Origin of the sequence: Enterococcus sp. 2STP (genome assembly GCF_032465635.1) — a bacterium.
Classification (GTDB): Bacteria; Bacillota; Bacilli; order Lactobacillales; family Enterococcaceae; genus Enterococcus_B; species Enterococcus_B lactis.
On record NZ_JAWDJH010000015.1, the window covers coordinates 129,729 to 151,941 of the forward strand.

Here is a 22,213-nt window from a genome sequence, read left to right on the forward strand (position 1 = left end):
TACTATTCCATATACAAGCGAACAACTAGCGTCCGTTTTAAAATATACTTATTAATAGATATATTCACTGCTTTCAATTCTACCATAAATTACTGGTTTTTAGAAAGTACATTCTTACTTTTTAAAGTTGTTTTATCAATTTTCATTTAAACTTGACGGAGTTGTACTTGGATTGTCTTCTATTTGACTTGTTTCACTTGAATTATTTGAATCAGATGAGCCGTTTGTATCAGACGATTCAGGTGTATCTGCTGCTTGCGTTTCTGCCTCTTCACTTGACCCATTTGTTTGATCCGCGTTTTCCTCACTTCCAGTTGTTTCTTCCGTTTGGTCCGATTCTGCCGTTTCTTGAGTACTGCTGTAAGGATATGAGTAGATGCCAACTTCCATGTCGATCACACCTTTTTCATCCATGTCTTTGGCTACTTGCGAATAATATTTCATTTGGTTCGCAAGATTATTGATATTTACAATGACTTGATTGCCATCATTCATGTTCAATTGGATCAGGTTTTTATTACTTGCTCTTGGTGTATACTTGATTTCAGAGATTGCTTTTTGCAATTCTGATGATAACTGATTGTATTGCTTTGTTAATTCTTTGATTTTTGCTGAATCTTTGAACTCTTCCAAGATAGGGAGATTTTTTGTAGGATTTGCTACTTTTTCATCTAATACTGTTCCATTTTCAATTACTGGATAGTATTGATTATCTTTTGCAATCAAAGCGATTTCTTTATATTCTGTCACATCCAAATCGAACTCATTTATCCCTTTGAAGTGTATAGCTGCTTTTTCGATTCTCGGCTGTGCTTTTTTTAGCCGTTCGATATAAGTGGATCGATCGAAATACTGCCCCCAGACATTTTCTCCCAATGACAATTTGGTATCAGAGATGATTTCCTGACTGTTGACTACCTTATTACCTGACACTGCAACTGCTTGTAGCTTGCTATAAGGAGAAACATAATAGATCAAAAAAATCAGCGGTATGCCCAATACAGTAATAATCAATGCTAACCGACGAAACAGTACTTTATGCCTTTGACTTTTTAAATTGGGGAGACGATTCAAAAAAGAACCGTTATACGGGCCACCGTTTTTCTTTTGCTTGATCTCTTCAAAAAATTCGATTTTTTTCTCGGACTGGCTTTCTGACTGGCTTGTTTCTTGCTGTTCCTCTTGAACCGTTCTTTCTTCTTCAGAATCTGAAAGGGGTGTGTCTAATGGTGTGTCTTCTTTTTTTGGCTCTTGGTTTTTCATCCCTTGTTCTGCCAGATATTTTCGGTTAGCCTTTTGCCAAGGAGTCAAATTGTTTTCATCAGAAGACGGATGAGACAATTTTCTAGGTTCTTTTTTCTTACTCACTAAGACCACCGCCTTTATTTTTTGATTATTTGATTCACTACGTCATAAAGACGTTTTGAAGCATCAGGGATGCCTTGTTCTTTAGAAGCTCGGCACATTTGCTTTTGCAATTCTTCATCATCCATGATTTCGTTAATTGTCTGACTTAGTGATTCACCCGTTAGCTCATTATCCGCAATCATTTTTGCTGCTCCTGCATGAACAAGACTCATTGCATTTTTAGTCTGATGATCATTCGTAACATATGGACTGGGAACCAGCACTGCCGGAAGCCCCAAAGCTGTAAATTCTGCGATCGAAGTTGCTCCAGCACGTCCCACTAGCAGATTGCTCGAAGCCATGACTTCTGCCATGTTTTTGATGTAAGGCTGGACACTAATGTTTTGTATTTCAGGATTTATTTTATTTAGGATTTCGTCATAATATCTTTCTCCTGAAGCATACAAGACTTGATAAGAGGAAGGAATATATTCACTTAAAAAAACCGATACCGCTTGATTGATTTTAAGTGCTCCTTGACTGCCGCCAAAAATCAAAACTGTTTTCTTTTCTGGATCCAACCCAAATGTTTTCAAAATATCTGATTTTTTAGTATCTGCTACTTCTTGTGCTCGAGGATTACCTACAAGGACTGATTTGTTTTCGGGAAAAAAAGGAGCCGCATCTTTGAATGAAAGAGCGATCCGATCCACATATCGGCTTAAAAATTTATTGGTAACACCTGGTACACTGTTTTGTTCATGGATAATAGTTGGAATTCCCATTTTTGATGCAGCATACACTACCGCTCCGGATACATATCCTCCAGTACCGATAACGATATCTGGTTGAAAATCACTGAGGATTTTTTTTGCTTGACGGATACTCTTAAGAAACAATCGGATTGTCTTGATATTATGCATGGAAATTTTTCGTTTAAAGCCTTGAATCTCCAAAGTATGGAAAGGCATTCCTGTATCAGGGACAATTTTATTTTCCAGACCACGTTTTGCTCCCACATACATGAATTCAGCATTCGGTTCTTGAGTCTTCACATAATTGACAAAGGCAAGAGCCGGATAAATATGTCCTCCCGTTCCTCCGCCTGTAACCAAAATTTTCATTTTTTATCGCTCGCTTCTACTTTTTCTATTTTAATTGATTCACAGCTTCCATGAATCGGTTTCCTCTAGTTTCAAAATTAGGGTATTGATCCCAGCTGGCATTCGCTGGTGATAATAAAATCACATCACCATCTGTACTGTTTTCTAATGCTAAAGGAACTGCTTGTTCTACAGAATCGGCTGTTACTATCGTTTCGATGCCTGCTTTTTTTCCAGCATCGATCAATTTTTCTTTTGTTTGACCAAATACGATCATTGCTTTGATTCCTTTTAGTGAAGGAACCAATTCATCAAATGTATTTCCTCTATCTAATCCGCCTGCCAATAACACGACCTTAGCCGTTTCAAATCCGCTTAGAGCCATTTTAGTCGCTAAAATATTGGTTGCTTTTGAATCATTATAAAATTTTCTGCCTTGAATCTCTCCTACATATTGCGTACGATGCGGCACGCCATGGAATAAATGCAACGTTTGTCGTATAGCTTCATTTGATACACCATACAATTTTGCTACAGTAATAGCAGCTAGCGCATTTTCTACATTATGCGTACCTGGTACGCCAAGTTCAGAAATTTCCATTATTTTTTCTTTTCTATAATAAATTGCGTGATCGTCAGCATACACACCGTCTTCCAACACTTCTTTTGTCGAAAAAGGCAGGACGCGTGCTTTTGTTCTTTGCGCTAATTCTTGTAGTTCTGACTGATTCCAGTTAAGAACCAGATAATCTTCAGCTGTCATATTTTTTTGAAGGTTCCATTTAGCTTTGACGTATTCTTTTCTTGTGCCATGATAATCAATATGTGCTTCATAAATATTGGTGATCACCGCTATATGAGGATGGAAATCTGTGATTCCCATGAGTTGAAAACTAGATAACTCCATCACGATTTTATCTTCTGGTTTCGCTTCTTGCGCGACACCACTTGCTGGATACCCAATATTTCCTGCTAAACGGGCAACTCCTTTGTCTACGCCTGCATTCAGTAGTAGTCCAGTCATTGTTGTTGTCGTGGTTTTTCCATTCGTTCCTGTAATCCCAATAATTGGGCATTCCGCTACTTCGTAAGCTAGCTCCACTTCCGTAATTACCGGAATACCCATTTCTTGGGCTTTTGCTACTAAAGGATGGCTGTAGGGAATCCCAGGATTTTTGACCATCAACGAAAATTCTTCATCTAGTAATTCGATTGGATGACTGCCTGTTATTACTTTTATCCCTAAAGAAAGCAATTCTTGTGCTTCCGGATTTTCATCAAAAGGTTTTCCGTCATTAACGGTGACAAGTGCGCCCAATTCATGTAATAATTTGGCCGCACTTACTCCGCTTTTTGCGAGTCCTAAGACAAGCACTTTTTTATTTTCATATGTTGATATTTTTTTCATTTCCTGTCATCTCCTACCAAACGATCCATAATGTGATCAATGAAGTCACAATGCTGATCAACCAAAAAACTGTATCAATCTTCCACTCCGACCATCCGCACATTTCAAAATGATGGTGGATTGGAGACATTTTAAAAATTCGTTTTCCCGTAAGTTTAAAGGATGTAACTTGAAGCATCACACTTGCAGTTTCCATAACATAAATCAAGCCAATCAAAAGCAATGTCCACTCTTGGTTCAGCATCATAGAAATAGCCGCTAAAAGTCCGCCCAAAGCTAATGAACCAACATCTCCCATAAAAATCTTGGCAGGTTTCCGGTTATAGACGAAGAATCCAAGTAAACCACCTAAGACACTGAGACAAATGATTAATACATCATACTGATGCTGATGCCAAGCAATCAGACCGTAAGCTGCAAAAGAGATGCTGCCTAAGCCAGCAACTAATCCATCGATACCATCCGTCAGATTGACCGCATTTGAAAATCCAACAAGCCAGAAGATAGCGAAAACCCCATAAATGATTCCTAAAGGCAGATCCAACCCAAAGAAATTCAATACACCTGGATAGCCTTCAGAACGGTAAACAAGATAAAAGATGATTCCCCCTAGAACCTGTCCAATCAGTTTCTGTTTCGAGTTCAGCCCCATGTTTCTTTTCTTGAAGATCTTTATAAAATCATCAAGAAAACCAATTACTCCATATAATGCTAATACAAAAAGCAAGATGAAAAGAGTAGGAGTCAGCTGTTTTTGCCAAGCTCCAACCCAAATCCCTGTCAAAATAGAGCCGATCAGAAACACTAAGCCGCCCATTGTAGGAGTTCCGGCTTTGATATTGTGCCACTTTGGTCCCTCCTCGCGAATCGCCTGACCTTGCTTTTTCATTTGAAAGTAACCAATAAATAGCGGCATTGCGGCAATCGTCATTGCACAACTGCTGACAATGGGAATCAATGCTTGTGTCCATTCCATGCTCATTTCTCTCCTATTTCTCTTCTTATTCTTCTAAAGTAAAATTAAGTTTTTCTTTTGTGATTTTTTCATATGGAGCAAGTTCTTGTTTGACACAATAACCATCCCCATCAAAACTAACTTCGATACCAAGGATTTTCCCTAGCTTCATGATATCTGCTTTTGACCATCCAGTTACATCAGGCATCAGCTTGTCGCCGCCAGTATATAGAATCAGTTTTTCTCCAGAGATCAACTGATCACCGTTGGCAGTAGATTGTTTTTGTACTTTTTTCCCGTTACCGATAACGACAGGTTGCAGTCCGCTTTTTTGAGCATCCGCTGCTGCAACATCTGCTTCTAGATTACGATAATCGGCTACGGATACTTTTTCTGTTTTGGTTTCTGTATCCGTATCTTCTTCAGTTTCTTTAAAATCCATTGCCCGTTTCATCAATGGATTTGCGATTTTAGCCAAAGCCATTCGATCATATGTCTTAGGGTGTTTCATTGTTAGATACAAGACATAGTCTGGATCTTCAGAAGGAACCATCTCCACAATCGAATACAGGTAGGCTGTATCTCCTGTTTGGTATCCCCCTGTATCAGAAGCGATTTGGGCTGTTCCGGTTTTTGCCGATACATTGTATCCAGGTACACTATATACGCCATAAGCACTACCGTAGTTTTCGCTTTCGACAACATCTCTCATATATTCACGGACTTTTTCTGTTGTTTCTTTTGAAAAAGGTTGTCCTAGAACTTCTGTTTGAGTTGTTCGCTCTTCTCCAGTTTGAGGATCCACTACTTTGCTGATATATCGAGGTTGAATCATTGTACCGTTATTCGCAATAGAAGTGAAAGCTTTCATCATTTGGAAATTCGTCACACCTACTGCTTGTCCATAAGCACTCATTGCTCGGTCGACAATATTTGATGTAGGCAAAGCACCATTTACTTCGTCATCTAATCCAGAATGGGTACTTTGTCCAAATCCTAGTTTTTGTAAATAATTGTACCATCGTCCGCCTAATCGCTGTTCCAGTATGACCATCCCGACGTTACTTGACCATGAAAGAGCTTGACGCATGGTCAGCACACCTTTTTCACCAAAGTCATGGTCATTGATCGTCGCATCTTCTACTTGGATTTTTCCAGATTGGAAGGTTTCATTCTCGTTGAATTCTCCTTCTTCGATAGCGGCTGCAGTAGTGAAAACTTTCATGGTTGATCCTGGCTCATAACTATCTTGTACCAAGAAATTACGCCAGATAGCATCTTCTCCAGTCAAACCTTCCATTGTTTCGGGATTGAAAGTAGGACGCTGCCCCATCGCCAAAATCTCTCCAGTTTTTGCTTTCATCAAGACTGCTGTCAATTCTTCCGGTTGATATTCTTCATTTACTTGATCCATCAGTGTTTCCAAATAACTTTGTAGTCTACTGTCCAAAGTCGTGTAGATATCTTGTCCATCAACAGCTTTTTCTTCTTCTGCTACTGTACCTGGCAGAGGATTTTGAAAATTATCTTTTTGATAAATAATCTTACCATCTTTACCGCTCAAAATATCATTGTAAGCAGACTCCAAACCTAGTTTACCAACTAAGCCATTCTCATCTTTGTCTGGAACTGCATATCCGATAAAATGAGAAGAAAAGACGCCATTTGGATACATCCGAGCCTGATGGTCGACAAAGTAAAGACCAGCGACACCTTCTTTTTTCATATCTGCTTCGATGTTTTGCTTGGTTTCTTGGGAGATATTTTTCCCATAGCTACCAAATTCAACTTGATACAGCTCTTTTTTTGCGCCGTCTTCTAAAATATTCAGTGCATCTTTTTTGTCTATAGAAAGATTCTTATGCAGGATTTCTGCTATTTTATCAAAATTCTTTTCTTCGACATACAGCTTTTTATCCCCAGAAGTATATGTTTTTGAGAGTATCGCTTTAATTGAATAAGAGGAGGCATCTTCTGCGAGCGCCACACCGTTACGATCATAAATCGTTCCTCTTTTTGCTTTTACTACTTCACTTCCTTGGTACAACTGTTTTGTTTTTTCAGCTAATGAGGTACCAGCAACATGACCTCCAATAACGATATACGAGAAACGGACGGCAAATAAAAAGAACAATCCAATACTCGTAGCAAATAAAATGATACCTACTTTTTTGCGATTGTTCATCGGATTTAGATTTTTCTTTTCCATAAACCGCCGAATTTTATTTTTAAGACTCATTTACTTCACTTTCCTTAAATTGTCGTCATTAATAGACAATCCTTTTTCTTCTGCGATTTGTTTAATCCGTTCAGTACGAGAAAGTTCATTTTTTTCTTGTTCTAAACTCGTTTTTTCTTGCTTTTTATCCTTGATTTCTGTTTGTATTGATGTGATTTCTTTTTCAGCTCCGCTGATATTTGTACGCAACATGACTGTTAAAACACACAAAGCAACAATAGCAATCGCCACGCTTGCCACAGCAATTTTTTCCAAAGCAGAAATCTGCTTCAATCGTTTTGCTGGTGATTGTGGAAGAATGATTTCTTGATTCGAAGAAGAATCTGGCATTTGTTGTTCTGGCTGATCCACCAATTCAGGTAAATCATATTCGTACTCTTGCATTTTCTTTAATTCTGCCATCATTCTACTCCTCTTTCATTCTTATTTTTTCTGCAATACGTAACTTTGCACTGCGTGATCGATTGTTTTCTGCTAACTCTTCCTCTGAAGGAAGGATTGGTTTACGAGTAATGACTTTCAGTTCCGGTTGAAATTCATCAGGTATGACAGGAAGTCCCGGTGGTAAATCTTGAACCGTACTATATTCTTTAAACATACTTTTGACAATTCTGTCTTCTAATGAGTGGAATGTGATCACACTGATTCTTCCATTGACTTTCAATAACCGGATTGCCTGTTCTAAAGAGGCCTCTTCGGCACCAAGTTCGTCATTTACTGCAATCCGCACAGCTTGAAAAATTCTTTTTGCAGGATGCCCGCCTTTTCTTCTTGCGGGAGCTGGGATGACTTGTTTAATGATTTCGACAAGCTCACCAGTTGTTTGGATTGGTTTTGTTTTTCGTACTCGTTCGATTTCACGAGCAATTTGTTTGGAAAATTTCTCCTCGCCATAGCGGAAGAAAATCTTTACTAATTCATGGTAGGAATATTCATTAATTACGTGATAAGCGGTTAAAGGAGCTGACTGATCCATACGCATATCCAAGGGTGCATCTTGATGATAACTAAATCCACGTTCTGCTTCATCTAGTTGAGGAGAGGAAACCCCTAAGTCATACAAAATACCATCTACCTTATCTACATACTCACTCAAGCGTTCTTCTAATTCTCTGAAATTCGCTTTGATAAATGTGACCATCCCTTGTTCGACATAAGAAGCTAAACGCAGCTTGGCGTGATCGATTGCTTTTTGATCTTGGTCAAACGCATACAGGTGCCCTTTAGAACTTAGTTGGCTCAATAAATATTCACTATGTCCGGCACCGCCGAGTGTACAGTCTACATAAACGCCATCCGGTTTGATGTTCAATCCATCTACCGTTTCTTTCAACATGACTGTATAGTGTTGAAATGTTTCAGTCATTAGTCAGCCTCTTCCTATTCTTATAGTCCGAAATCAATCATATTTTCAGCAATTTCGTCAAAATTCTCTTCTGCTTCTGCAGAAAAATCTTCCCATCGTGTCTCATCCCAAATTTCAATTCGGTTAGATACGCCGATGATTACGCACCCTTTTGTCAAAGCTGCATAATTTCTTAACGTGCTTGGTATATTGATCCGTCCTTGTTTATCAAGTTCGCATTCAGTGGCAGCCGAATAGAAGAATCGCACAAATGTACGTGCGTCTTTTTTAGCCAACGGCATTTCGTTCAGCTTAGCTTCCAGATTTTCCCATTCGCTCATCGGATAGCCGAAAAGACAACCATCCAATCCGCGTGTCAGAACAAACTTTTCGCCAAGTTCTTCACGAAGTTTTGAGGGAACGATTAAACGTCCTTTTGCATCAATATTATGTTGGAATTCACCCATCAACATTGAAAGCCCCCCATTCCTCCACTAACTAAAATTAGTCTACCACAATCCCCCACTTTCTACCACCTTTTCTAGGAAATCCGGGAACAACTTTTTTTATTCGTAAACATTTTTTTAAGAATCAAGCTGCAAAAAGCCTTTTAAAAGACTTTTTACAGCTTTTCTGCTTTTTTCATAGGTAAGAAAGTATATTCACAATGATCAAGACCGCGTACAAGACGATCGTCAGCAGAAATACCAAACGCCAAGTCATCTTGAAATAACGCGGATAAATGATTTCTTCATAATAATATGCTTGAAAAACAGCAATACAGATGCCCATTAGTAAAACAGAAATAAAGAAAAACGGCAGGATAGAAATTGTCGCTGTGTTTCTAGACAACGCATGCATACCGCCCCACAAAAAAGGAATCGCCAAATCAGGGGCTTTTATTTTAAAACGACGATTTAACGAAAATAATTTTACAAGAAATTGGCAACCAAACAAAACGATTACCGGGTAAATATACCAAAACAAGATAAGTGGTGTGAATGTGCCCATGAACGTAAACTCCTTTTTTATCGTTGCTTCAAGTATACTGTATATACTTTACACAACTGTTTCATTTTATTTAAATTTATGCAGTTATATTCTATATCTTACAAACACATTCCATGTATTCCAATCCCCTATCCGTTATAATAAAAGAAACAGGCAACAGGAGGAAAATCATGATCAAATATTTTACATTAGATAATGAGAAACTGCGTAATACCGGAAAGGAAACTGACCAAACGATCTGGTATTGTGTAGAACGTCCCAATCAAGAAGAGATTCATCAGCTGACACATCAATTTGAAATTCCGTCAGATTACATCACTTCCATATTGGACGATGCAGAAAATTCCCGTACAGAAGAATTCAATCAATCAAAGTTGACAAAACCAGCGTTATTATTGTTACAATATCCGTTTGCTAAAACAAGTCCTAGCGGTTATTTTCAAGTGGATACATACCCGCTCTCTATCATTTTGACGCCCAAAAAGAAGCTTATCACAATTACGAATCATGAACCACTATTTTTAAAGAAAGTCTTTAGTCAAACCTTTCCAAAAAGCGATGTTTCACCCAATCTCAATATCTTCTTTCAATTCATCTGGCAGGTTACACTGTCTTATAACAGTTATTTAGCTACGCTTCAATCTCAATGCGATACTTTGGAAGCCAAACTTCAAGTATCAACTGAAAACAAACAACTTTATCAAATCATGGATATCCAAAAAAGCCTTGTTTATTTCAGAGAAGCGACTTCTGCTAATTTAGATGCATTGAAAGAATTAGCACAAAATAAACTTTTCCAAGAAAATCATGCGTTGAAAAACCATCTGCGTGATGTATTGGTAGAAACAGAGCAAGCAATGACTACTTCTCGCATTCAATTAAAACTAGTAGAACAAATGAATCAGACTTTTTCAGCAATTGTATCGAATAATTTGAATAATATTATGAAAATTTTAACTTCTTTAACGATTATATTAACTATACCAACAATCGTCGGAAGTATCTATGGGATGAACATCAAGCTACCCATTGCTGAAAGAGATGATGCGTTTATCTGGCTAGTCCTATTAACATTATTTATTTGTATCGTAACTACCTATTATTTAAAAAAAGGGAAGTTTTTATAAAAAAGACCTCTTGTAGAAAAGACAAAAAGATTGTACACTTGGATTAACTAATTAATTACGAGGTTGAAAACAATGCGTGAAAAAAAACAAACAAGTACTTTTGCTAAAGTAACAAAATTTGTCATTTGGACGATGCTGATTTTAACGATTGGGTCTGTTGTCTTGACTGCTGTCATGAGTGTCATGTAAAAAATAAAATATAGCTATCAGCTGCTAAAAAGGACCTGAACCACTACGAGGTGGATCAGGTCCTTCTTGCGAGTTGCAATAGTTCTTTTGCATGTTCGAGTGTCAGTTTTGTAATCTCACTTCCAGCTAGCATGCGTGCAATTTCTTCTTCTCTTTCTTTTGTTTTCAATTCTGAAACAGAAGTTTGCGTACGACCATCAATCACTGCTTTCACGATATAATATTGATAGTCGGCGACTGCGGCGACTTGCGGTAGATGAGTGATGCACAAAACTTGAGAGTATTTCGATATTTGAGAAATTTTATCCGCGATGGCTTGTGCAACTCTTCCACTTACACCTGTATCCACTTCATCAAAGATAATACTTGTCACACCTTGCTCAGAAGAAAAAATAGTTTTCAAAGCCAGTAACATCCGAGATAATTCGCCACCAGAAGCGACTTTCACTAAAGGCTTCAGCGGCTCTCCTGGATTGGTCGTAATGTAGAATTCGATTTGGTCAAACCCATCATGATTCAATTGTCTGTTTTCTTCTTTTAAGAAACGTACTTCAAACTCAGTGTTTTCCATATACAGACTTTTTAATTCATGCAGAATGGATTTTTCCAATTCTTTTGCGATTTTTTTACGCGCTTCATGAAGATCTGCGGCTTGTTGCTGAAGTAGAAGCTCTTTTTGCTCTAGTTCCTCTTTCATTTTGTCCAATTGACCTTCTGAAAAATCAGAAGAAGCTAGCTCTTCGGTGATTTCGTCATAGTAAGCCAATATCGACTCAATGGATTCGCCATATTTGCGTTTCAACTGTCGGATTAATTCTAAACGTTGAGTCACTTCTTCTAAACGGTTCTCATCTAACTCCAACAAATCGATTTGACGACTCATGTCTCCGATTGCATCTTGTAACAAATAGTAAGCACTTTGGATATTTTCATAAATTGCTTCATACTCCACATCTAGATGTGCGATCCCTTGCAATTCTGCAACGGTCAAGCCAACGCCATCTACACTGTTTTGTTCATTATTCGTCAGTGCTCCGTAGCCTGCAGCTAATCCATCAGCAATTTTTTGATAATTGCTAAGTTTTTCTCTTTCTTCTTTTAATTTCTCTTCTTCTCCGACTTGCAAATCAGCAGCAGCTATTTCTTCTTGCTGGAAATGGAGCATATCTATTCTCTGAACATAGGATTTTTCATTTTGCTGCACTTTTCGTACCCTTTTTTCCAGCTCACGATAAGAGGTATATTCTTGCTGATAACTCTTTTTCTTCTGTTGGAAAGCTGCATCTCCAAAACGATCCAATAAAGCAAGATGTGATTCAGGCTGGAGCAGTTCCTGATGTTCGTTTTGCCCTTGGATATCCACTAAATAACTGCCGATTTTCCTTAGATTAGCTAGCGTGATGATGTGACCATTCACTCGGCAAACATTTTTTCCAGTCAAGGACATATCTCGTCGAACGATCAGAATGTCTTCATCCGTTTCGATACCTAATTCAACCATCAATTCAGAGAATCCTTCTTGTTTCGGAAGTTCAAACAATCCTTCAAGAATGCATTTTTCTGCGCCTTGACGTATATAATCGCTTGAACCTCTTCCTCCTGCTAACAAACCTAAAGCATCAATAATGATGGATTTACCCGCACCAGTCTCTCCGGTCAGCGCGGTCATTCCTTCGTGAAAAGAAAGCCGCAATTCCGGAATAATCGCAAAGTTAGTAATACTGATTTCTTGTAGCATCACATTCGCTCCTCAACTTAAAGGTAATGCAGGAAGTCTTTCTTTAGTAAAACTGCCTGGTCTTCAGTTCGTGTAATCATCAAAACATTATCGTCATCATTGATAATCGAAAATAATTCTTTCTTGTAGCGCTTATCGATCAAATTCGCTGCTGCCGAAGCATTCCCCGGCAAAGTTTTCAAAGTAACAAATTTTTCCATTTGGTCAACTGCTACGAAAGCGTCTTTTAACAGTTTTTCCAATTTAGTATTTACATCTTCATTTGTTTCAGCTGGTATACTATAACGGTAGCCGCCATCTGAGGCCGGTACCTTAATCAGTTTTAGTTCCTTTATATCTCTGGAAATCGTAGCTTGAGTAACAGATATTCCTTTGCTTTTCAGGATTTCAACAAATTCTTCCTGCTTTCGGATATCTTGCTCACTCAACAATCGAGTAATCAAACGATGCCGATCTTTTTTTCTCATTACGTCTTCGCTCCTTAGCTTATTCTTCTTAACCAATGATAGCTTATTTCCTTGGTATAATAAAGAAGAATCCGCATACTTCTCACTTGATTTTCACAGTTACAATTTATTTATGGTCAAACTGTTCGTGTGCGTTTGAAACTACTTCTGCCATATTAATAGCTGGATTGATCGTGCCGCTTTCAGGTACCTTCCTCAAGTGAGCCAAGAACTCGATATTTCCTTCTCCCCCCGTGATTGGAGAATAACTTACTTCCAGCACATCATATCCACCTTGTGCCGCAAATGACAAAATGTCTTCTAAAACTTTTTGATGGGTCTGTGCGTCACGAACAATTCCGTTTTTCCCTACAGCTTCTCTGCCTGCTTCGAATTGGGGTTTGATTAAGGCAATCACTTCTCCCTCTTCTTTTAAAATAGCATGTAATGGAGGCAGCATCAGTTTTAGTGAAATAAAAGAAACATCGATGACAGCAACTTCTGGAATCCCTAAGGTAAAGTCTTCGGGTTTTGCATAACGAAAATTCACTCTTTCCATTACGACGACTCTAGGATCTTGTCTGATTTTCCAAGCTAGCTGATTGTAACCGACATCTAAAGCATAACTCATTTTAGCGCCATTTTGCAAAGCTGCATCAGTAAATCCGCCAGTGGAAGCACCGATATCTAACAATGTTTTTCCTTCAACAGATAGATCAAATGCTTTGAGCGCTTTTTCTAATTTTAATCCACCCCGAGAAACATAAGGAAGTTTTTTACCTTTGACTCTTAATTCACTACTTACTGGAATTTTTTCTCCCGGTTTATCAAACCGCTCGTTTTTTTCGTTGTAAATCAAACCAGCCATAACTGAACGTTTGGCTTGTTCTCTTGTTTCAAATAATCCTTGTTTGACCGCTAATACATCTACGCGTTCTTTTTCCATTCTTTCCCTCATTTCTCCACATCAAATTGCTTGATCATCTGGCGCATCAGCCCGCCATCAAAAGAAAAAACGTCCTCTTCTAATTTGTCTATGATCTTATTAGCGGATAACAACTCAATCTCCAACGCCTCATGTGTCTTTTCTAGTCCTAATAAACGCGGGTAAGTGTTTTTTTCCATACGTTCATCTTTGCCAGCTGTTTTCCCTAACGTTTTCGTTGTACCAATCACATCAAGTAGATCATCTCTTATCTGGAAAGCCAAACCTAAATGTTCGGCTAATCGTTGAAGTAGCAATAAGATTTCTTCAGGTTGCTTCGCTAATATACCTCCAGCTAGCAAGGCATAACGAATCAAACGTCCTGTCTTTCTTTCATGAATTAATGCTAATTCCTCTAATGAAAGCTTTTTTGATTCTCCTTCGATATCTGCAGCTTGTCCAGCCACCATACCTTGTGACCCCGCACAAACAGCTAATTGCTGAAGCAACAGAAGCTTAGGAGAATGACCCAAGTGTGCCATACTGATCAGCTGGAATGCGCCTGTCAGTAAACCATCTCCAGCCAATATAGCTAACGCTTCGCCGAATACTTTGTGATTGGTAGGTTTTCCCCTTCGAAGATCATCATTGTCCATCGCAGGCAAATCATCGTGGATCAAGGAATACGTATGCACCATTTCTAAAGCAGCTGCTACTTGATAGACGGGAACATCGATAGGCTCATCAAAGGAAGCAACGGCCGCTAAAAGTAATAAGGGACGGATTCTTTTTCCACCTGCTTTCACTGAATAAGTCATCGCATCACAGAGTGCTCTATCCGTCGTATGTTCATCTAAAAAAGACAAGATTTCTTTTTCTACAGCAGGTAGATGAATAGCTGAAAAGTCAGTTAATCTCATCTCAGCTTTCCTCGTTTCCGTCAAAATCAACTTCTTCATTTGATTCTGTCATCATTTTCGTCAAAGTTTCTTCTGCTTTAGCTAAGGTATCTTGGCAATGTTTGCTTAATTCCATTCCTCGTTTAAACGAATCTAGAGCTGATTCTAATGGAACGTCTCCTTGTTCTAGCTGCATGACGATTTTTTCTAATTCTTGCAGTGACTCTTCAAAAGTTGGATTTTCCATATTCTTATTCTCCTTTATCTATCTCTTGTACTTGTCCTTTAACGATTCCATCTTGATAATGGATTGTCAGCAAATCCCCTTGATGAATCTCGGAGACACTTTTTACTACTTGATCATTTAACGTCGTATAGCTGTAGCCTCTTCCCATGATTTTCAATGGACTCAACAAATCAAGAGATTGAACAGCTTGAGCAAAACGCTGCTGCTGTTGTTTCATATATTGTTGGATTTTCTCTTCTAAACGTTTTTCTAGATAAGCAGTTTCTTGGCGGGCTGCTTTGACTCGATAAAGCGGAGCCACTTGTTCCAATTGGTGGCTTAACGCGATCGTTTGCTTTTCTTTTGCATGATAAATCTGCTGTGTAGCTTGATATAATCGCTGTTTCAATTGATCTAATTTGATGGTCTGACCTTCATACAATCTTTCAGGCTGCCGAAAGACATAGGAACGTCGAGCACGCTCGAACCGTTCTTGTTTGCGCTGGATCTGGCGTACAAACGCCTGCTGCAATCTAGCTTGCCGTTCTTGAATGCGCATCAACTCTTCTGACAAAACAGGAACAGCTAATTCTGCAGCTGCTGTTGGAGTAGCAGCCCGAACATCTGCTACTAAATCAGCGATCGTGGTATCTGTTTCATGTCCCACAGATGAGATCACCGGCGTATTGGCTTGATAAATCGCTCGAGCAACCCGTTCTTCATTAAACGGCCACAAATCCTCAATCGATCCGCCCCCACGACCAATGATCATTGTATCAAAATCGCCCATCTCTTCTACTCGTCGGATATTTTTGACAACATTGTCCGCTGCTTGATTCCCTTGTACAACGGTTGGGAACAAAACCAATTGGACAATTGGATACCTTCTTTTCACCGTCGTGATGATATCGCGTATAACCGCTCCGCTTGGACTGGTAAGAATCGCGATTCGCTTTGGGAAACGCGGCAACATTTTTTTAGGACCTTGAAAAAGGCCTTCCTTCATCAGCTTTTCTTTTCGTTCTTCCAATTCTTGATATAAAGCACCTATTCCATCAGGCTCCATGTGCTCTACATAGATTTGATACGAACCTCCCGCTTCATAGAGTGAAATACGCCCAACAACAAGGACTTTCATTCCTTCTTTTGGCTGGAATCGTAATTTTTGGAATGCACCTTTGAACATAATAGCAGATATTTTTGCATGATCATCTTTTAAGCTGAAATATTGATGGGCATTGGCGCGTAAACGGAAATTCGATATTTCACCGGTTAAATATACCCGTTCTAAATAAGGATCGGCATCAAATTTACGTTTCAAATACCTCGTTAATGTAGTGACAGTTAAATATTCTTGTGCCATTTATTCACCTGCTCCAAAAGCTTCGGCAGATTTTACGGTTTGATACATCAGCATTGTGATAGTCATTGGCCCTACACCCTTTGGCACAGGAGTGATCCAGCCTGCAATAGGCTCCACTTCATCAAATTTCACATCACCGATCAGCTTACCGTTAGCATCACGGTTCATCCCTACATCGATCACTACAGCACCTGGTTTTACGAATTCTTTTGTGACAAAATGTCCACGTCCTATTGCTACGACTAAGATATCTGCTTCTTGTGCCAGTTCAGCCAGATTTTCGGTTTTAGAATGAGCAACAGTAACAGTTGCATCTGCCATCAAGAGCAGCTGAGCCATCGGTTTACCGACGATATTGCTTCGTCCGATAACTACTGCTCGTTTACCCGCCGGATCGATAGAATAAGCTTCAAACATTTTCATGATGCCATATGGCGTACAAGGAATCTTGTCCGGTTTACCCGCAAGGAGTCTGCCTAAATTCATTGGATGAAAACCGTCTACGTCTTTTTCAGGACGGATAGCTAACAGGATCTTTTCTTCATCTATATGCTTTGGCAATGGTAATTGAACCAATATACCATGAAATCTAGGATCTTGATTGTATTTTTCGATTTCTGCAAGTAGTTCGTTTTCAGAAATCGTCTCAGGATAACGCTCTACTGATGAATGGATTCCGATTTCTTTTGCTACGCGTTCTTTATTTCTTACATAGATTTGACTGGCTGGATTTTCCCCTACCAATAAAACAACTAATCCGGGATGGATACCATTATCTTTCAATTTTTGGATTTTTTCAGCAATGTCTGCCTGCATTTTTTCAGCTAATTCTTTTCCGTTAATCAATTCTGCCATCTAACCACTCCCAGATATTTTTTGTGTTTTCATTCTACCATAGAATTTTCCCGATTTATAACAGGTTTATGATGATTCACAGAAAAAAGCTAGGACTTACGCCCCAGCTTCTAATTCTTTTAATACATTGGATAAAACACCGTTGACGAATTTACGCGAACGGTCATCACTAAATGTTTTTGCCAACTCAATTGCTTCATTTAAAGCAACAGCCGCTGGTACATCTGTCACATAAGTCATTTCAAAAATCGCGATACGCAAGATCACCAAATCCATTTTTGAGATCCGATTGATATGCCAATTGTTTTTCAAATGTTTTTCGATCACTTTATCCAATTCATCTTTTTTTGCACAGACACCGCCAACTAGCGTATCAAGATAAACAGGAACAAACTCTGATTCATCTTCATTGATCATGTCGCGGTGGTCTAATTCGATTGCGTTGAAAATCGCATCTTCTTTTGTTAGGTCTGCATTGAAGTCTAACGGAAATAAAGCCTGCAATGCCATCTCCCGAATCTCGTGTCTTGATAATTCTTTATTCATTCTCTTCCTCTTCGTCTTCAAAAAGTTCTTCGATTGTTGGTTGTTCTAATTTTTCAGGAACAACAGCTACTACATGGATATTGACTTCAGCTAGATCGATATCTGTCATGAAAAGGACTTGCTGGCTAACCCGTTCTTGCATTTCCATTGCAACTTTAGGAACTGAAACACCATATTCCAGGTAGCAGTAAAGATCTACTTTCAAGCCATCTTCCTCATTTGCCAAGTAAACACCTTTTCCGTGAGCTGCTCGTCCTAATAATTCAGTGACATTGCTGGCAAAAGTTCCGCGCATTCCATATACGCCTTCTACTTTAGAAGCAGCAATCCCGATGATTACTTCGATGACTTCAGGAGCAATCACGATCTCTCCCAAATCTTGGTTTGCGTTTAAAATCAAATTTTTTTCATCTGCCATTTATTTATTCCTCCCTTTGCCTAAGCACGAGATACATCCGAATTCTCTATGATGCGGCTATAATGATCATTTGGTAAAAAAACTGCCGCCGATCAGCTGCAAATTGCTATGAATTGGAGAAAATATCCAACTTTATTATCTCTTACAGCTTAAAAGTTCTTCTATAGTGTATCATTAAATCAAGCGATTTTCTATAACAAAGTCTGTGAACACTGATTTTTACGCTTACTTCTTTTATGGACGAGACTATAAGATGATCAATTCTTTTGGTGAACGAGTCAATACACGATTGCCATCTTCTGTGATCAGCAAATCGTCCTCAATACGTACCCCACCGATTCCTGGTAAGTAGATCCCTGGCTCGTCAGTAATTACATTTCCTGGTACAAATTGTTTTTCCGCACGAGAAGAAACATTCGGTCCTTCGTGGATCTCCAGACCGATCCCATGTCCTGTAGAATGTCCAAATGCTTCACCGTAACCATGTTTTGAAATATAATCTCTAGCAACTGCGTCTAATTGTACACCAGTCATTCCTGGTTTCGCAGCATCAATAACCGCTAATTGCGCATCTAGAACTACTTGATATATTTCTTTTAATTTTTCTCCAGGATCACCAATAGCGAATGTACGTGTCATATCAGAAACATATCCTTCGTAATAGCAGCCAAAATCCAACGTGATCAAGTCACCTTCTTCGATGAGTTTCTTGCTTGCTACACCATGCGGCATAGCCGAACGCAATCCGCTAGCAACGATCGTATCAAAAGAAACACCTGAAGCGCCAAGAGAACGCATATAAAAGTCTAGTTGATTTGCGACTTCAATCTCAGTCATGCCCGGTTGGATCATTTTCAGGATGTGATCATAAGCCATATCCGCAATATTACATGCTTTTTCGATAATGGCGATTTCTTCTTCATCTTTCACTTCTCTAAGTTCTTCAATCATCTGTGAAACAGGTACTAATTCCGCATCGATGATTTCTTCTAAAACCGAATATTCTAAAAATGAGACTGTTGTTTCCTCAAAAGCTAATGAGTGCAGTTCTTCTTTGCGTACTAAGTTTGCTACCTCATCAAAAATAGGTCCGACATTTTTAATAATTTCAAACCCTTGAGCCTGCGCTGCCGCCTGCTCGGTATAACGAAAATCAGTAATAAAAAATGCTTTTTCCAAAGTAATAACAGCTAATCCTGTCGTACCTGTAAAGTTCGTTAAGTAACGAAGATTGTACGGACTGGTAACCAAAAATGAATCCAAATTTTCTTCTTGCATTTTTTTGCGCAATTTTTCTACACGTAGCATCATAATGAAACTCCCTCTTTCTTTGCACGCTTTTTTCTATTATAGCAAACTTTTCTTCGTACACGACAGTTAAATAAAAATTTCCGGAAAACTTCTTTTTCTTTTAAAGAAAGAAAGCCAAAAAGGAGTCACAGTCTCGCTGCAACTCCTTTTAGTTTACTATTTTGTAAAAAACTTATGACCGTTTTCCAAAGAAAAACGAGACAACTGCTACCAAAATCACTGCGCCTAAAATAGATGGAATAAGTGCCATACCTGCAGCTTTTGGTCCCCATTCGCCGAAAATCGCTTGTCCAATACTTGAACCAACTAATCCAGCAATGATATTCGTGATACAGCCCATCGAATTTCCTTTGCTGGTGATTGCACCTGCAATCGCTCCGATCACAGCTCCAACAATCAATGTCCATAACCAACTCATAATATAACCTCCTTCTTTGCTAATCAATTTTAGCATAAGGGATTTAAAGGGGACAAATAATTGGTTCTGCTATTTCATATTTTCTTCTGCAAAGTAAAAAAATAAAGAAAACCTCCCCTTAGAAGTTTTCTTTATTTTTTATTTGCGTTTAAACATGCTACGGATACCACGTTTCACTACATCAAAGAAACTCAATGACTGTACCATTCTATCTTCATCTACATATTCTCTGATCGCACGAAGTACTTTTTTAGGTTCTTTGGAAGAAAATGTGTATGTACCATTTTTTTTCGTTTGAATGGCATATCGAGGAATCCATTTTCCTTTTAGCATAACCGATGCTAGTACATAATCCACTTCTTCCCATGGAATTTGGATATATTTGCGTCTATCTCGCGCATGGTAAAATTCAAAGCCATTATCGCCTATCATGATTTGTCCGTAATCTGTCAGCCCCGTAAATGAAGTAGCGTCAATTACTAAGTCTACTTTTGTATTGATTGATTGAACCATTTTCTCCCTCCAAATATCTGTTTATTCACAGTATACTATATAAAAAAAGCTCGGGACAACGCCCGAGCTATATTTTTATGGATTATAAAAGTCCGATGACGTGTCCTACAACACCGACTACGAATAAGCCAAGGATAATAACGATTGGAGAAACTTTTTTCTTAAGCAACCACATACAGAACAATGTTAATCCTAATGCAGCTAAACCAGGAATCAATTGGTCTAAGTTGTCTTGTAACGTTGTTACCTTTTCAGGAGAAAGGGCTAAGCCATTATTAACTTGTTCAAATGCACTCTTGATTCCTTCACCACCTGAAGGTAATTTATCCCATTCGATGTAAGCACCTTTATCTAATTTTACAGTTGATACAACTGGTAAGAATTTGATTGATACCCATCTTTGTACCAAGGCAGCTAATACGAACATCCCTAAAATAGAAGCACCTTTTGTTACGTCTTGTAATAATCCGCCAGAAAGGTCATCCGTAATTTTAGAACCAGCTCTGTAGCCGAATTCTTGTGTATACCACATGAATGCCCAACGAATAATGTTCCAACCTAAGAAGAAGATGATTGGTCCAAGGATATTTCCTCCCATAGCTAATGAAGCACCTAGTGCACCTAGCATTGGACGTACTGTAAACCAGAACACTGGGTCACCAACACCAGCTAAAGGACCCATCATACCTACTTTAACCCCTTGAATCGCTACATCATCAACAGGTGCGCCATTCGCACGTTCTTCTTCCAGTGCCAATGTAACCCCTAAAATTGGAGAAGCAATGTATGGGTGTGTATTAAAGAATTCCAAGTGACGTTTCAATGCTGCAGAACGTTCTTCTTTTGTTTTGTATAATTTTTTGATTGCTGGAATCATAGAAAATGCCCAGCCACCGTTTTGCATACGTTCGTAGTTCCATGAACCTTGAATGAAGGTAGAGCGCCATGCAACAGCTAAACGATCTTTTTTTGATAATTTGATTTTTTCTTCTGCCATTTTATTTTCCTCCTTCAAGATTAATAGTCATTCAAAATGTCGCCTAAAGGGTCACCAGAGTTGCTTCCGCCTCCATTATTTGATGAACCACCCATTTTAGAAAGGTTCAAGTAAATAAGAGCTAATGCAACACCTAAAGCACCTAGAGCAATCAATGTTAATTGAGAAATTGCAGCTACAACGAAACCGATAATGAAGAATGGCCATACTTCTTTTGTAGCCATCATGTTGATTACCAAAGCGTAACCTACAGCTACGACCATTCCCCCACCGATAGCCATACCATCTGTTAACCATGCTGGCATTGATTCAAGGAATGATTGCACAGTTTGTGCTGGGATAAATAGCAATGCTGCTGCTGGGACCGCGATACGAACCCCTTGTAAACATACAGCAATGATGTGCCACATTTCAACCGTACGGATGTTTCCTTCTTCAGCAGCTGCATCCATCAAATGAACGATTGGAACAGCGATTGTACGTACGATCATTGTTAAGAACAACCCTGCAACAGCCAAAGGAACGGCAATCGCGATCGCAGAAGGAACACCTTTAACACCTTGTCCACCTAAAACTAAAATAATTGCTGATGCTACTGATGCTAATGCAGCATCTGGTGCTACAGCGGCACCGATATTTGCCCAACCTAAAGCGATCATTTGAAGCGTACCGCCAAGTACGATACCAGCTTCGAGGTTTCCGGTAACTAAACCGATCAATGTACATGCCACTAGTGGTTGATGAAATTGAAATTCATCAAGAATACCTTCCATACCAGCTAGAAAGGCAACTAATACGACTAAAATTATTGAAATAATAGACATGATAAGCCTC

At 38.8% G+C, this 22,213-nt stretch carries 25 protein-coding genes; 2 read left to right on the top strand and 23 right to left on the bottom strand.

The features are described from left to right. Positions 1 to 135 precede the first annotated feature (135 nt). The 9 genes from RWU19_RS05980 to RWU19_RS06020 form a co-directional block, all read right to left on the bottom strand. Positions 136 to 1,368, bottom strand: a complete 1,233-nt coding sequence (locus tag RWU19_RS05980) for a cell division protein FtsQ/DivIB (RefSeq protein ID WP_047929900.1) — start codon at positions 1,366 to 1,368, stop codon at positions 136 to 138. 14 nt (positions 1,369 to 1,382) lie between these two features. After that, positions 1,383 to 2,471 (bottom strand): undecaprenyldiphospho-muramoylpentapeptide beta-N-acetylglucosaminyltransferase, encoded by a 1,089-nt coding sequence (gene murG / locus RWU19_RS05985; protein WP_123838044.1) that lies wholly within the window; start codon positions 2,469 to 2,471, stop codon positions 1,383 to 1,385. Between the two features lie 25 nt (positions 2,472 to 2,496). Then, positions 2,497 to 3,858: a UDP-N-acetylmuramoyl-L-alanine--D-glutamate ligase gene (gene murD / locus RWU19_RS05990; protein WP_002315409.1), complete on the bottom strand. Its 1,362-nt coding sequence runs from the start codon at positions 3,856 to 3,858 to the stop codon at positions 2,497 to 2,499. Positions 3,859 to 3,871: 13 nt separating this feature from the next. After that, positions 3,872 to 4,834 carry a phospho-N-acetylmuramoyl-pentapeptide-transferase gene (gene mraY / locus RWU19_RS05995; protein WP_002291862.1) on the bottom strand — a complete coding sequence of 321 codons (963 nt, stop codon included), beginning with the start codon at positions 4,832 to 4,834 and terminating at the stop codon, positions 3,872 to 3,874. Between the two features lie 25 nt (positions 4,835 to 4,859). Next, positions 4,860 to 7,052, bottom strand: a complete 2,193-nt coding sequence (locus RWU19_RS06000; protein WP_002310275.1) for a penicillin-binding transpeptidase domain-containing protein — start codon at positions 7,050 to 7,052, stop codon at positions 4,860 to 4,862. Continuing rightward, the gene (gene ftsL, locus RWU19_RS06005) at positions 7,053 to 7,454 is read right to left on the bottom strand and encodes a cell division protein FtsL (protein WP_002291866.1); all 402 of its coding nucleotides are present in this window, start codon (positions 7,452 to 7,454) and stop codon (positions 7,053 to 7,055) included. A gap of 4 nt (positions 7,455 to 7,458) precedes the next feature. Then, positions 7,459 to 8,418: a 16S rRNA (cytosine(1402)-N(4))-methyltransferase RsmH gene (gene rsmH / locus RWU19_RS06010; protein ID WP_002291868.1), complete on the bottom strand. Its 960-nt coding sequence runs from the start codon at positions 8,416 to 8,418 to the stop codon at positions 7,459 to 7,461. A gap of 20 nt (positions 8,419 to 8,438) precedes the next feature. Next, positions 8,439 to 8,870 (bottom strand): division/cell wall cluster transcriptional repressor MraZ, encoded by a 432-nt coding sequence (mraZ, locus tag RWU19_RS06015; protein WP_002291870.1) that lies wholly within the window; start codon positions 8,868 to 8,870, stop codon positions 8,439 to 8,441. 169 nt (positions 8,871 to 9,039) lie between these two features. Further along, the gene (locus RWU19_RS06020; RefSeq protein WP_002291871.1) at positions 9,040 to 9,408 is read right to left on the bottom strand and encodes a DUF3397 domain-containing protein; all 369 of its coding nucleotides are present in this window, start codon (positions 9,406 to 9,408) and stop codon (positions 9,040 to 9,042) included. A gap of 170 nt (positions 9,409 to 9,578) precedes the next feature. Between RWU19_RS06020 and RWU19_RS06025 the strand changes: the two genes are divergently transcribed. Next, on the top strand, positions 9,579 to 10,535 hold the full coding sequence (locus tag RWU19_RS06025; RefSeq protein ID WP_010733369.1) for a magnesium transporter CorA family protein: 957 nt from the start codon (positions 9,579 to 9,581) through the stop codon (positions 10,533 to 10,535). Positions 10,536 to 10,607: 72 nt separating this feature from the next. Next, entirely contained in the window at positions 10,608 to 10,724 is a 117-nt protein-coding gene (locus tag RWU19_RS06030) for a DUF4044 domain-containing protein (protein ID WP_002291876.1), read from the top strand. Between the two features lie 55 nt (positions 10,725 to 10,779). On the opposite strand, the gene recN is transcribed toward RWU19_RS06030, so the two are convergent. From recN to RWU19_RS06100, 14 genes are all read right to left on the bottom strand, one after another. Further along, complete coding sequence (gene recN, locus RWU19_RS06035; protein WP_123838043.1) at positions 10,780 to 12,462, bottom strand: DNA repair protein RecN; 1,683 nt, start codon at positions 12,460 to 12,462, stop codon at positions 10,780 to 10,782. A 17-nt stretch (positions 12,463 to 12,479) separates the two neighbouring features. Continuing rightward, entirely contained in the window at positions 12,480 to 12,929 is a 450-nt protein-coding gene (locus RWU19_RS06040; RefSeq protein WP_002291879.1) for an arginine repressor, read from the bottom strand. Between the two features lie 106 nt (positions 12,930 to 13,035). Beyond that, positions 13,036 to 13,854 (bottom strand): TlyA family RNA methyltransferase, encoded by an 819-nt coding sequence (locus RWU19_RS06045; RefSeq protein WP_024634769.1) that lies wholly within the window; start codon positions 13,852 to 13,854, stop codon positions 13,036 to 13,038. Positions 13,855 to 13,862: 8 nt separating this feature from the next. After that, positions 13,863 to 14,753 (bottom strand): polyprenyl synthetase family protein, encoded by an 891-nt coding sequence (locus tag RWU19_RS06050; RefSeq protein WP_123838042.1) that lies wholly within the window; start codon positions 14,751 to 14,753, stop codon positions 13,863 to 13,865. Position 14,754: 1 nt separating this feature from the next. Then, the gene (locus RWU19_RS06055; RefSeq protein WP_002286657.1) at positions 14,755 to 14,979 is read right to left on the bottom strand and encodes an exodeoxyribonuclease VII small subunit; all 225 of its coding nucleotides are present in this window, start codon (positions 14,977 to 14,979) and stop codon (positions 14,755 to 14,757) included. Between the two features lie 4 nt (positions 14,980 to 14,983). After that, positions 14,984 to 16,321, bottom strand: coding sequence for an exodeoxyribonuclease VII large subunit (xseA, locus tag RWU19_RS06060; protein ID WP_002315413.1), 1,338 nt, complete (start codon positions 16,319 to 16,321; stop codon positions 14,984 to 14,986). Continuing rightward, positions 16,322 to 17,176, bottom strand: coding sequence for a bifunctional methylenetetrahydrofolate dehydrogenase/methenyltetrahydrofolate cyclohydrolase (locus RWU19_RS06065; protein WP_002291887.1), 855 nt, complete (start codon positions 17,174 to 17,176; stop codon positions 16,322 to 16,324). A 96-nt stretch (positions 17,177 to 17,272) separates the two neighbouring features. Then, the gene (gene nusB / locus RWU19_RS06070; RefSeq protein ID WP_002286662.1) at positions 17,273 to 17,722 is read right to left on the bottom strand and encodes a transcription antitermination factor NusB; all 450 of its coding nucleotides are present in this window, start codon (positions 17,720 to 17,722) and stop codon (positions 17,273 to 17,275) included. Next, the gene (locus RWU19_RS06075) at positions 17,715 to 18,140 is read right to left on the bottom strand and encodes an Asp23/Gls24 family envelope stress response protein (protein WP_002291889.1); all 426 of its coding nucleotides are present in this window, start codon (positions 18,138 to 18,140) and stop codon (positions 17,715 to 17,717) included. Before RWU19_RS06075 ends, nusB begins: the two co-directional genes overlap by 8 nt. 246 nt (positions 18,141 to 18,386) lie before the next feature. Then, positions 18,387 to 19,451: a M24 family metallopeptidase gene (locus RWU19_RS06080; protein ID WP_123838041.1), complete on the bottom strand. Its 1,065-nt coding sequence runs from the start codon at positions 19,449 to 19,451 to the stop codon at positions 18,387 to 18,389. A gap of 172 nt (positions 19,452 to 19,623) precedes the next feature. Next, positions 19,624 to 19,869 (bottom strand): GlsB/YeaQ/YmgE family stress response membrane protein, encoded by a 246-nt coding sequence (locus RWU19_RS06085; protein WP_002291892.1) that lies wholly within the window; start codon positions 19,867 to 19,869, stop codon positions 19,624 to 19,626. A gap of 138 nt (positions 19,870 to 20,007) precedes the next feature. Further along, positions 20,008 to 20,382, bottom strand: a complete 375-nt coding sequence (locus RWU19_RS06090) for a DUF956 family protein (RefSeq protein WP_002286668.1) — start codon at positions 20,380 to 20,382, stop codon at positions 20,008 to 20,010. Between the two features lie 82 nt (positions 20,383 to 20,464). Continuing rightward, the gene (locus RWU19_RS06095; RefSeq protein ID WP_002310262.1) at positions 20,465 to 21,379 is read right to left on the bottom strand and encodes a PTS system mannose/fructose/sorbose family transporter subunit IID; all 915 of its coding nucleotides are present in this window, start codon (positions 21,377 to 21,379) and stop codon (positions 20,465 to 20,467) included. Positions 21,380 to 21,399: 20 nt separating this feature from the next. Further along, positions 21,400 to 22,203, bottom strand: a complete 804-nt coding sequence (locus RWU19_RS06100) for a PTS mannose/fructose/sorbose transporter subunit IIC (RefSeq protein ID WP_002310261.1) — start codon at positions 22,201 to 22,203, stop codon at positions 21,400 to 21,402. Positions 22,204 to 22,213: the final 10 nt, after the last annotated feature.

What these genes read in the sequence shown, in the direction of transcription:
- murG (WP_123838044.1), bottom strand. Translation starts at nt 2,471, where the DNA reads ATGAAAATTTTGGTTACAGGCGGAGGAACGGGAGGACATATTTATCCG.
- murD (WP_002315409.1), bottom strand. Translation starts at nt 3,858, where the DNA reads ATGAAAAAAATATCAACATATGAAAATAAAAAAGTGCTTGTCTTAGGA.
- mraY (WP_002291862.1), bottom strand. Translation starts at nt 4,834, where the DNA reads ATGGAATGGACACAAGCATTGATTCCCATTGTCAGCAGTTGTGCAATG.
- RWU19_RS06000 (WP_002310275.1), bottom strand. Translation starts at nt 7,052, where the DNA reads ATGAGTCTTAAAAATAAAATTCGGCGGTTTATGGAAAAGAAAAATCTA.
- ftsL (WP_002291866.1), bottom strand. Translation starts at nt 7,454, where the DNA reads ATGGCAGAATTAAAGAAAATGCAAGAGTACGAATATGATTTACCTGAA.
- rsmH (WP_002291868.1), bottom strand. Translation starts at nt 8,418, where the DNA reads ATGACTGAAACATTTCAACACTATACAGTCATGTTGAAAGAAACGGTA.
- mraZ (WP_002291870.1), bottom strand. Translation starts at nt 8,870, where the DNA reads ATGTTGATGGGTGAATTCCAACATAATATTGATGCAAAAGGACGTTTA.
- RWU19_RS06020 (WP_002291871.1), bottom strand. Translation starts at nt 9,408, where the DNA reads ATGGGCACATTCACACCACTTATCTTGTTTTGGTATATTTACCCGGTA.
- RWU19_RS06025 (WP_010733369.1), top strand. Translation starts at nt 9,579, where the DNA reads ATGATCAAATATTTTACATTAGATAATGAGAAACTGCGTAATACCGGA.
- RWU19_RS06030 (WP_002291876.1), top strand. Translation starts at nt 10,608, where the DNA reads ATGCGTGAAAAAAAACAAACAAGTACTTTTGCTAAAGTAACAAAATTT.
- recN (WP_123838043.1), bottom strand. Translation starts at nt 12,462, where the DNA reads ATGCTACAAGAAATCAGTATTACTAACTTTGCGATTATTCCGGAATTG.
- RWU19_RS06040 (WP_002291879.1), bottom strand. Translation starts at nt 12,929, where the DNA reads ATGAGAAAAAAAGATCGGCATCGTTTGATTACTCGATTGTTGAGTGAG.
- RWU19_RS06045 (WP_024634769.1), bottom strand. Translation starts at nt 13,854, where the DNA reads ATGGAAAAAGAACGCGTAGATGTATTAGCGGTCAAACAAGGATTATTT.
- RWU19_RS06050 (WP_123838042.1), bottom strand. Translation starts at nt 14,753, where the DNA reads ATGAGATTAACTGACTTTTCAGCTATTCATCTACCTGCTGTAGAAAAA.
- RWU19_RS06055 (WP_002286657.1), bottom strand. Translation starts at nt 14,979, where the DNA reads ATGGAAAATCCAACTTTTGAAGAGTCACTGCAAGAATTAGAAAAAATC.
- xseA (WP_002315413.1), bottom strand. Translation starts at nt 16,321, where the DNA reads ATGGCACAAGAATATTTAACTGTCACTACATTAACGAGGTATTTGAAA.
- RWU19_RS06065 (WP_002291887.1), bottom strand. Translation starts at nt 17,176, where the DNA reads ATGGCAGAATTGATTAACGGAAAAGAATTAGCTGAAAAAATGCAGGCA.
- nusB (WP_002286662.1), bottom strand. Translation starts at nt 17,722, where the DNA reads ATGAATAAAGAATTATCAAGACACGAGATTCGGGAGATGGCATTGCAG.
- RWU19_RS06075 (WP_002291889.1), bottom strand. Translation starts at nt 18,140, where the DNA reads ATGGCAGATGAAAAAAATTTGATTTTAAACGCAAACCAAGATTTGGGA.
- RWU19_RS06080 (WP_123838041.1), bottom strand. Translation starts at nt 19,451, where the DNA reads ATGATGCTACGTGTAGAAAAATTGCGCAAAAAAATGCAAGAAGAAAAT.
- RWU19_RS06085 (WP_002291892.1), bottom strand. Translation starts at nt 19,869, where the DNA reads ATGAGTTGGTTATGGACATTGATTGTTGGAGCTGTGATCGGAGCGATT.
- RWU19_RS06090 (WP_002286668.1), bottom strand. Translation starts at nt 20,382, where the DNA reads ATGGTTCAATCAATCAATACAAAAGTAGACTTAGTAATTGACGCTACT.
- RWU19_RS06095 (WP_002310262.1), bottom strand. Translation starts at nt 21,379, where the DNA reads ATGGCAGAAGAAAAAATCAAATTATCAAAAAAAGATCGTTTAGCTGTT.
- RWU19_RS06100 (WP_002310261.1), bottom strand. Translation starts at nt 22,203, where the DNA reads ATGTCTATTATTTCAATAATTTTAGTCGTATTAGTTGCCTTTCTAGCT.